5 protein-coding genes and 4 tRNA genes are annotated in these 10,120 nt (G+C 66.6%); all 9 read right to left on the bottom strand.

All coding sequences use genetic code 11. The features are described from left to right. The coding region (tuf, locus tag GXY15_01200; protein NLV39830.1) for an elongation factor Tu at positions 1-227 on the bottom strand (227 nt) is incomplete at its 3' end. Positions 228-321: 94 nt separating this feature from the next. Continuing rightward, a tRNA-Thr gene (locus GXY15_01195) sits at positions 322-397 on the bottom strand. A 26-nt stretch (positions 398-423) separates the two neighbouring features. Then, positions 424-499: transfer RNA gene (locus GXY15_01190), tRNA-Gly, on the bottom strand. 64 nt (positions 500-563) lie between these two features. Further along, a tRNA-Tyr gene (locus GXY15_01185) sits at positions 564-649 on the bottom strand. 66 nt (positions 650-715) lie between these two features. After that, a tRNA-Thr gene (locus tag GXY15_01180) sits at positions 716-791 on the bottom strand. Positions 792-898: 107 nt separating this feature from the next. Next, positions 899-3,805, bottom strand: coding sequence for a hypothetical protein (locus tag GXY15_01175; GenBank protein NLV39829.1), 2,907 nt, complete (start codon positions 3,803-3,805; stop codon positions 899-901). Between the two features lie 332 nt (positions 3,806-4,137). Beyond that, a complete protein-coding gene (locus GXY15_01170) occupies positions 4,138-5,550 on the bottom strand; it encodes a hypothetical protein (GenBank protein ID NLV39828.1) in 1,413 nt (470 codons plus the stop codon). 56 nt (positions 5,551-5,606) lie between these two features. Further along, positions 5,607-6,299 (bottom strand): 7-cyano-7-deazaguanine synthase QueC, encoded by a 693-nt coding sequence (gene queC, locus GXY15_01165; GenBank protein ID NLV39827.1) that lies wholly within the window; start codon positions 6,297-6,299, stop codon positions 5,607-5,609. Between the two features lie 156 nt (positions 6,300-6,455). Continuing rightward, positions 6,456-9,701, bottom strand: a complete 3,246-nt coding sequence (locus tag GXY15_01160) for a hypothetical protein (protein ID NLV39826.1) — start codon at positions 9,699-9,701, stop codon at positions 6,456-6,458. Positions 9,702-10,120 lie beyond the last annotated feature (419 nt).

Raw genomic sequence — 10,120 nt, 5'->3', positions numbered from 1 at the left:
TGCCGCGTGTCCGTCTCGTACTCCACGTGCGCGATCGAGATCGTGATCCCGCGCTCGCGCTCCTCCGGCGCCTTGTCAATCATCGCAAAGTCTATCGCCTTCGCCTTGCCAGACTTCGACAGAACCTTCGTGATCGCGCTCGTAAGCGTCGTCTTGCCGTGGTCCACGTGACCGATCGTCCCCACGTTCACGTGCGTCTTGTTCCGTACGAATTTTTCCTTGGCCATGGTTCACCTCGATCTTCCCGGGGCCTTCCCCGGCGCCTTTGAGTGTTATGTCACGGGGTGCGCCGCCCGGCGCCGCCCAAAACACGCTGAAAAATGGAGCCCACGATCAGAATCGAACTGATGACCCCTTCCTTACCATGGAAGTGCTCTACCGACTGAGCTACGCGGGCCTCCGCAACCGAAAAATGCCATAAAATGGAGCGGGAAACGAGGCTCGAACTCGCGACCCTCAGCTTGGAAGGCTGACGCTCTACCAACTGAGCTATTCCCGCCCCGCAAACCCAACGCGCGCAGCACCGTGCCGAAAACCGGCGCAGCGCCGAAACGTTCCAAAAATGGTGGTGGGAGTTGGATTCGAACCAACGAAGGCGCTAACCAACGGGTTTACAGCCCGTCCCCTTTAGCCACTCGGGCATCCCACCACGGGATGCCGGTCCCGCCGGACCGGTCACAGAGATTACCACTTCAACTGTCAGTGTTTCCAATTCTGGAGCTGGCGAAGGGAATCGAACCCCCGACCTGCTGATTACAAGTCAGCTGCTCTACCTACTGAGCTACGCCAGCATGGGACCGACTGGAACAAAGACCGCCCGCCAGAAGCGGGCGATCAGGGGAAAATGTAGCAGAAAACGGGCGGCCGTGTCAACTTCCGCGCGCGGCGCCCGCCGCGCTCACCCGCCGCGCCGGCGGCGCGAAAGCGCGCCCAGTGTCACTAGGGCCAAAACCGAGACAAACAGGTCGTCCGCCGAAGGGGGCGCGGCCTTTCCCTTCTTGCAGCCCTGGCATCCGCCGCCGTCATCGGGTTCGCCCTCGCCCTCGGGCTGGCCTTCGCCCTCCCCTTCGCCCTCGGGCTGACCCTCGCCTTCTCCCTCCTCGCCCTCCACCTCCCCCTCGCCTTCCGGGGACACCGCAGCCAGGGGAACGGTGGCGGATAGGGACGCGCCGTTGGCCACGACTGCGGCCGTTTGTCCGGGAAGCCGGTTCTGGGCGACCACGGAGAGTGTGTAGGAGCCGGGGGCGACGGCGGCGAAGGTGTACACGCCGGCGGTGTTGGCCGTGACGGGAAGATATGGGCTGCCCTGAAGCGTGACCGTCGCGTTGGTGACGGGCACCTGGGAGCCCGCCTCGACGACAGAGCAGAAGACCGAGGCGGCGAGAACGGCGTTGCCGGGGGCAAGGAACGGCTCCACCACGGGTTCGGGGCCGTCGCCCGCGTCCACGGCACCCCGCATGTCATCGGGCGAGTCGGTGCCCCACTTGCAGTTCTGGAGGATCAGCTCGGCGCCCCGCCGGTTGACCACCACGCGGCCGCCGATGGAGCCCACCTCGAACTGGTTCCAGCCGGTGTTGGGGTCCGTACTGTCGCCCAGGACGCAAAGATCCGCGCCGGCGCCCTCCCACGGCTCCAGAACCACGGCGTTGCCGGGAATGTTCACAAACTGGCAGCGGCGGATGACGGGCACCGCCCCAAAAACGCGCACGGCCGCCCCGGTCATGCCGGTAAAGAAGCAGGACTCGACAACGCTTCTGGCGGGGGCCGACCCCGTGGTGAGCAGTCCGACCTCTCCGCCCTCAAAGATGACCCCGTCCACCCTCATGACGGCGTCAAGCATGGTCAGCAGGGGCGGCACGGCGGCCGCCTTGGTGGGCGCGGCCGCGGGACGCAGCGTGATCCCGGTGACGGCGCAGAGGCCCGCGCCGATGAGGCTGCCCTGGACCACCACAACGTCCCCCTCCCGGCCGCGCAGTTCGAGGCCCCGGGGCAGACGAAGCAGGTCCGCCGCGTATTCCCCCGCGAACAGGATGACCCGCGCGCGGTTGGCGTCGGAGGCCGCGGCGGCGCGCACGGCGAAGGGCAGCGTCTGGAACGGGGTCTCCAGCCCGCCATATCCCAGGCCGTCCGTCCCCTCCGGGCCGACAAAAAAGGTGCGGACGGGGCTGTTGGGGTCTTTCGGGTCGGACCGCGCCAGAAACTCCTCCAGATTCGTCATGCTGTCCTGATCAGGATCCTCTTCGGCGTCCGCGACCACCGGATTGAGGCGCTTGAACGCCTCCCAGCCGTCGGGCATGCCGTCGCCGTCCGTGTCCGTCTGGTCGTCCCGCGAGCCGATGCAGGCCTCCCGGCAGGCCGTCAGCCCGTCGCCGTCGGCATCCGGGGAGTCGGCGGGGCATAGGTCGAAACACGCCGCCCACGGGTCAAACCAGTGGCCGACGGGCGGCGGCACGGCGAACAGCGCCCCGACATCGTAGTTGTCGTCCATGGTCAGGGAGACGGTCGGCTGCCCCCCCTGCGCCGCGCCCACCCAGCGCACGAACCGGTATCCAGTGTCCGGCGTGGCTGTGAGGGTCACCTGCGTGCCCGGGGCATACCCGCCCACCGGCTCAGGCGGGTCGGCGGCAACCGTACCGCCGGGGGTGGGAAGAATGGTCAGGCTGTATACCGACGGCTGCTGAAAAGATGCGCTCACAACCTTGTCGGCATCCATGATCAGGGGAATGGTGAGATCGTAATAACCGGTTGCGTCCCAAATCCAGGAAACAAGAAGATAGCCGGGATCTGGAATGGCCGTCAGGGTGACCACCGCGCCCTCGTCATACAATCCGTCGGGGGACGGGGGAACGACGGAGATGGTGCCCCCCTCAGGCTGCGTCACGGTGAGCCGGTACTGCACGGGGGCAAGGGGTTCGCCGTAGAACCATACATTGCTCAGGACCACATCCTCGTATGTGTACCCGCCCGAGAGCCAAAGGCGGCTGTCATGCGAGACTGCGGCAGCATAGCCACGGCTGTACCAGGGCGCCTCGGCCATGTACTGCTGCCAGGTCAGGGTGTGGTCCGTGGTGTTGTACTCGCCGACCCAGACGTCATTTGAGGCCGCCGTCTCCGAAACCCCGCCCATCACCCAGATTTTGCCGTCGTGGACCGTGCAGGCGGGGGCGAGGCGGCCGGACCAGGGGGCCGCGTCGGTAACCTGCGTCCAGGTGACACCGTCGGCGGAGCGCCACACATCGTTCAGGTGGCTCTCCCCCGCCTTGGTGACGGCCCCCGCATCCGCAAACCCCGCCATGACAAACATTTCCCCACCCACCGCCGCCGTCGTGAAAAACTCCCGCGCCTGCCAGGGGGCGGCCGGCGACGCCTGGGTCCAGGTGACGCCGTCAGTGGAAGACCACACGTCGTTCACGTCCTGAAAGGTCTGCGTGCCAGTGTCCAGAACGAGGCCGCCCAGCACCCACATTTTTCCGTCATGCACCAGGGCGCAGAACCCGATCCTGGGGGGCCAGGGGGCGGCGGCGGTCGCCTGCGTCCACGTGACCCCATCCTCGGTGAACCACACCTGGCTGTTGACACTTGAGGACATGTCATCGCCGCCGAACAGCCATATCTTCCCGTCGAACACCACGGCGGCGTGGCCAAGACGGCCAATCCAGGGCACCGTTTCGCTGGGCGCCGTCCAGACGGTGCCGTTCGTGCTCCGGAGAACGGGATACGTGGCGTCGTCGCTCATCCCGCCGATGAGATAGAGCATGCCGTTGTGGGAGACCATCTGGTGATAGGCGCGTCCGGTGAAAGGCATGTCTCCCGCCGGCCACCAGTTGACTGTGGGGGTCAACTTGCTCAAAGACTTTGGGCCGGACTCCGCATGCGCGGCCTGGCACAGGCACATGACGGCCAGAAAGCCCATTAAGGCGGCGGATATGCCGCAATGGACGGCTCGCCACCGCCCCAAAACCCGCGCAGAACGCCGGGTATCCAGATCAAAAGGCATATTTCGTCTCCATCCTTCCCCCAACCCCATTTCACCCTCTGAGAAAGTGTATCAGGAAACGCGGGTTTGGTCAAGGAAACTTGCTAAATTTCAGGATAATGCTTAAGCCTATGGACGCGGACGAGTCCCCGGGATGCGGCTCACCCGGCCCCGGCCTCGGGCGGCGCGGGAATGGCACCGGCGGCGCGGCCCATCCAGTAGGGGAGGAACATGTCTATCCCGGGGTACTCGTAGGGCATGTCCCAGCCGCCCACGCAGGCGCAGGGGGTGCGCTGCCAGAGGAAGTCCTCGGGAATGCGCTCGTGCGCCAGCAGCGCGTATTCGGACTGTTTCTCGTTGTGCCAGACGATGGACGGATCGCCCCGGCGGTCCACATAGCGCCGCCATTTGTCCTCGGGGAAGTCAATCAACTGCCCCTGAAGCGTGGCCCGGGCGTCGTTGTGGCGGGGGTTTCCCCGGACCATCAGGTGGATGGCTGCGAAATGGGCGTTGAGGTGGTCGTGGGCGGACGCCTCGTAGAGGGTGGCGACCATCCCCCGCAGGAGGGCCTTTTCGTAGAGCTGGTCCTCCAGCATGGCCGCCGCCGCGCAGAGGATGAAGGTGAGGTTGTTGCTGCTGTATTTGTACTCCCACTTGCTGGTGGTGTGGCCCTCGGCGACCACGCAGAGGGGCAAAGTCCTGCGGTAGGCCTCCGCGTGTGTGGAAATGCGCAGGTCCGGCACGTGGCACGAGAGCAGGCCGCCGTACTCGGTCAGGGCGCCCGCCGCCGGGTTGACCGACATGGCCAGGCGGGTCCACGCGCAGGTGAAGATGGGCACGGGGTTCGTGACATGCCCCTGGCCGTCGCCGATCCAAAACTTGTCCTTTATCAGCCGCTTCGCCGCCAGCCAGCCGATCTCGTCCACCCGCGCGCGGACACCCGGGTCATCCACGAACACACGGGTCATGGCCAGCCCGAAGAGGAACCCGTCGTAGGTGTCCCGGCTGCTGTTGTCCAGCCAGACCTGGTCCGCATACGGCCCCACCCCGCGATGGGCCTGCTTTCCGATCTCCGGAAGCACCGGGGCGTCCCAGTTCCCGTAGCGCCGGTAATACTCCGCGTAGGCCGGGTCGTCCGCGCCCCCCGCATAGCGCGGGATGAAGCCCTTGCGTTCCGTCATCAGGCAGAGCTTCTCAAACACATCCAGCGTTTCGCCGATTCTCCGCAGCGCGGCGGCGTCGCGCGTGACGTGATGCTTCAGCGCCAGCGCCGCGAGATAATGCCCGGTCCAGATCGTGCCGTCGCCAAGCCCCTCATACATGAACACCGCCGACCGCTGGCGGTCCGTGTACAGGATGTCGGCGTTCATCCCCTGCGGCAGATGGTGCGCCTCATAGTTCTCCAGATAGCGCTCCGCCTTCTCATGCACCGCCCGCGCCTGCGCCGACGTCATCTCCGGCCAAGGCAGGGACTCCCCCCGCGCAATGGCGCGCAGCACGGCCTCCTGCCGGGGGGAAAGCATGGTGGAGTCGGCCAAACACACGCCACATGCAAGAACGGAGGCAAATGCCACTGCCCGCAATCCTCTCATAAATGCCCCTTTCTCGAAAGCATGCGCTTCGGATGCCATTATTCCCGGACCAGAACAGGGTCCGGCATCCCCGCTGCGGAGAAAGCGCGGGCGCGCTCGACGCAGGTGGGGCAGGTGCCGCAGGGTCGCTCCCCGCCCCGGTAGCAGCTCCAGGTCTTGGAGAAATCCACGCCCAGCTCCATGCCGAGGCGGATGTTGTCGGCCTTGCTGTTTTGGGCGAGGGGGGCGTGCACGGTGACGGGGTCGCGGCGGTTAAGAGAAAGCACGTTATTGACGCGGTCCACGAAGGCGGGGGTGCAGTCCCAGTAGCCGTATTCGTCCTGGGCCTGGGCGCCGTAGAACACGTCGCGGACACCGCGCGCCTCGGCGCAGGCGGCGGCGAGGGACAGGAGGATCATGTTGCGGTTGGGCACGTAGGTGGGGGGCTGTTCACGCGTTTCGGGGGACAGCGCGTCGAGGTCGGGAACTTCCGCCCCGCCCTTCACGAGCGCGGTGCCGCCCGCCAGCAGTCCGCCGAGGAAGGACATGTCGAGCACGTCATGGGAGGCCGCCCCGGCGAGGGCGGCCTGCTCGCGGGCGCAGTCGAGCTCGCGGGAATGCCGCTGGCCGTAGTCGAAACTCAGGGCGTGGACCGCCCCGTCGCAGAGCCGCCGCCGCACGAGGTGCAGCAGCACGGTGGAGTCGAGGCCGCCGCTGAGCAGCACGACGGCGTCGCCGGTGACTTCTTCCATAACGTACTCCAGTTCAAACGTTGGGCGTTTCGCAAAAAACCAAGACAAGGCCGGCGGGACGCCGGCGCTACGTGCCGGGGCCGTTGGGCACTCCAAGACCCAAGACAAGGCCGGCGGGACGCCGGCGGTACGGGCCGGGGCCGTTTCTTCGTTGTGCTACAGGTTGGGGCGCGCGGGCACGGCGGCGCAGGCGACCCAGCCGTCCTTTTCCAGTGTCAGTCCTCCGGGGAAACGGAGGATCAGCATCCCGTCGCGCACGCTGTCGGCGAAAGACACCTGTCCGTCGGCGGTTCCCACCTTGATGGACACCGCGGACACGCCGTCGGGCAGGCCCAGGCGCAGCTCGTTCAGGCGGAGACGGCCCCATTTCACGTCCACGCGGTTGCGCTGGACTTGTCCGTCGCGGTCCTGCGAGAAGACAACCCAGCCCTCGGCGGTGGTGAAGGGGGCGCTGAAATGCTCCGGCGTCATGCGGGGGGCGAAGCCGAGGATGCCCTTGGGGCCGTGATGATAGAAGCCGGCCAGGGAAAGGTAGACGCCCCAGCTGGCCATGGCGCGGGCGTAGTGGTCGCCGCACTCGATCTCGTTGTAGGGGTTGAACAGGTTCGGATGGTAGCGGTCGTGGACGGCGCGGCAGATGGAGAGGGCCTCGTCGAGCATGCCCTCGGCGGCGAGGTGCCCGGCGACCTGGTACTCAATGCCGGTCCAGACCTCCTCGCGGTAGAGCACCCCCTCCTTCTGGTAGTTGCCGTGGGGCCAGGTGCAGGTGATGAGTCCGGCCTGGCCGGGGGAGATGAACCAGCGGAAAGGCGGGTATTTCTCGTTGTAGGGACTGATGTCGGGGGTCCAGTTGTAGCGCCAGACGGCCTGGAGCGCCGAGCGCACCTTGTCGCGGTCGTAAAGGTAGCCCAATCCGAGCTGTTCCGCCCAGCCCTGGCCGAACATCTGGTCGGAGAGGCACCCGTCGGCATACTGGTGCTTGGGGTGCTTCTTCAGGTCCACCTCCTGGATGAAGTACTCGCCGTTCCACAGCCGTTTTTCGGTGATCTTCCGGCCGCGCCCGCGGATTTTCCGCGCGCGCCGGGCAAACTCCACATCGCCGACCTCCTCCGCCATCTCCTCGGCGGCGCGCAGCGCGCACAGGTAGAGGCTGCCCACAAAGGTGTTCGCGCCGAAGAAATTGATGTCGAAGGTGTTGTGCTGAAGGTCCTCGATGATCCCGTCCCCGTTCTCGTCCTTGGAGATGGAGAACTCCAGGGCCTTCTTGATGCGGGGCCAGTTGCGCTTGAGGAAGGCGTCGTCGGGCGACATGAGGTGGTCGCGGTAGGCCTTGAGGATGGTGCCGCACTGCCCGTCGGCGGCGTAATTGCCGTCGCTGCGGAAGCCCACCAGCCCGGTGTCGGGATGGAACCCGCCGCCCTGGGCGTTGTCGAAAAAGTCCTGCATCTCGCGGACGCTGCGGGTCAGCTCGGGGAAGAGGCGACCCTCGGTGTGGGAGTAGTTCCACACATGGGTGCAGGTGCCGTGGCAGCAGGTAACGCCCTCGTAGGCGTAGAAGCGGCCGTTGGCCCACCACTGGCAGGTGCCCGTGGAGAGGGTGGACACGGTGGACAGCAGCCGGTCCAGCAGCCAGTAGGGCAGCGTGGCATCGTAATACAGGTCGCGCCAGAGGCGCGTGTCCCCTGCCAGCCGGGCCAGATTCTCGAGAAGATAGGCGGCCACCGCCCCGGCGTCGGCGAAACGGGCGGCATAGAAATGGCCGACCTTCTCCGTCCGCTTTTTGTCGGGGTTGTGCTCGGAATGGTTGGGAAAGTGCCAGGAGACGGCGAACACGAAGTCCGCGCTCTCCCCCGGGGCCAGCGTAACGGGCCGCGCGGCCAGCAACCCCGTGCGGCGCTCCTCCACGGAGAACTCCGCATCCTCCGCCGTCAGGAGTTCCGGCATGCTGTCCAGAGCAAGCCCCGCTGTGAGAGCGGCGGCCTCCCCGGCGGGGAGGGCATCCCCCGCGAACGCGAGGCACAGGGTGCCAACGTCGGGCATTTCGGCGAGCCGGTGGTCCACCCCCTCCTTCGTTTCGTCCTCAAAGAGGAACTGGTCCGCGTTGACATGGCCCCAGCCGCCGGCGGCCTCGTCCACGATCTCGATGCGGGCGGTCTTCCCCTCCAGCCGGGTCACGTTCCACGACCGCCAGTCGAGCTTCTCGGTGTTGATGCCGCGCGCGGTGCGGACGGCCTTTCCGTCCACCAGCAGGTTGACGCAGGTCTTGCCCTCCTGGTTGCCCCCGCCGACGAGGAAGTTGATGAAGCGACGTTCGATGACAAACTCGGGGGAGGTCAGGCGGCCTTTGGGGTCGTCGCCGCCGAGAAAGCTGTTCACCAGACCGCCGCCCTGAAATCCCTCCACCGGCTGCTGTCCCGAAAACGTTCCCTTGGCGGGGCCGGCGCCGAAGGCGGCGCCTGCCGCCGTCCAGGCGCCATAATCCGCGCCCTCAAAGTCTGCGAAAACCACGGGGGCGCGTTTTTCCCCCTTTTCCGCCCGCTCCACGGCCTCGGGAAGCTCCTCCGCCGAGTGCAGGAGGAGCGTGCGGCCGGACGCGCGCAGGGTCCGGGTGCGACGCGCGGCGACGAAAGAGGGCGCGCTCCGCAGCGCGACGGGGTTTTCCAGCAAGCCGAGCAGCGACACCTCGATGGGGGCCGGGGCTGCGGCGGGGTTGCCCGCTGTGAAACGAAACAGTGTGGCGGGCAGGGCGGAATCCGGCGCGTTCAGCGGAATGAACGGCGAGAAGGCCTCCAGCGTGACATGCGCCGGGAAGTCCCCGCCGTCGTACTGGACCATGGCGACGGGGTATTCCCCCTTGAAACAAGTCTTGGGGAAGGCGGCGCGGTCCAGGGACCGCGCGTCCCACGCGCCGTCCGGCTTCCGCACGGCGGCGGCGAAGCGCTGGAAGACCGGCTTGGCGGGCTCGCGCTTGAGGTAGGTGGCGTTGGTGTTCTCCACCCAGAGGGACTCGGCGTTGTTGAAAATCTGCCAGCAGCCGAGGGTGCCGTCGCCGCAGAGGTACATCTGGCCGCTGCCGATGCCGCCGCAGGGCATGCCGATGGCGGGCAGCGCCTCCCCGCGGAAGACCTCCTTGGTGCCGCGTTCATAGAGCGCCCGCAGCCACTCCGGCGACAGTTTTTTGTCGCCGGGGACGGGATGGCGCGGCGTGTCCGGCGCGGCGAAGGGCCCCGCCATGGCGGTGAGGGGCCGCCCCGCCGACGTGGCCAGCATGCCGAGCCCGGCGATCTTGATGAAATCCCGCCGCGCCAGCGGGCGCTGTCCGCAGCCCTGCGGGCCGCACCCGCAGTCCGCCGCCGCCCCGCCCTCCAAGACAGCTTCTTCCGGAACCTTGTGCTCGTCCATGGGTGTCTCCCGTTGTCTGGGGTTTCCGCCGGTATCCCAGCCGCAGAGATTCTTGCACGCCGACGGCGGGACACACAAGAAGAGGGGAAGAAGGCATTTGAATGCAAGATAGTGCGTCTGGGAATCAAGCCTCAAGGCACATTTTTTCCTGGAGTTGTGGGCGGTTTTTCCACAGGGGGACGTGGGGTTTTCCACTGATGAGGAGGGCGCGGAGAACGCGGAGGAATGTGTCTTCGCGCCAACGGGTGCCTTTTGCCACTTTGGGATTGTCCCTGTCCCCTTTCCGGGAAAAGCCGGATCACCGGACTTGAAACGTTGAACCGGGCTTCCGGGCGGACTTCCTACTTTCGGAGGGGCGGCTCCGATTCCTCCAGCCTCCTGCGCCGGTTATGGAAGTATTCATACGGCACCGGGAGCAG

The organism is Candidatus Hydrogenedentota bacterium (genome assembly GCA_012730045.1).
Classification (GTDB): domain Bacteria; phylum Hydrogenedentota; class Hydrogenedentia; order Hydrogenedentales; family CAITNO01; genus JAAYBR01.
Note: the sequence above shows the minus strand (reverse complement) of the source record. Positions and strands in the feature narration are given on the sequence as shown.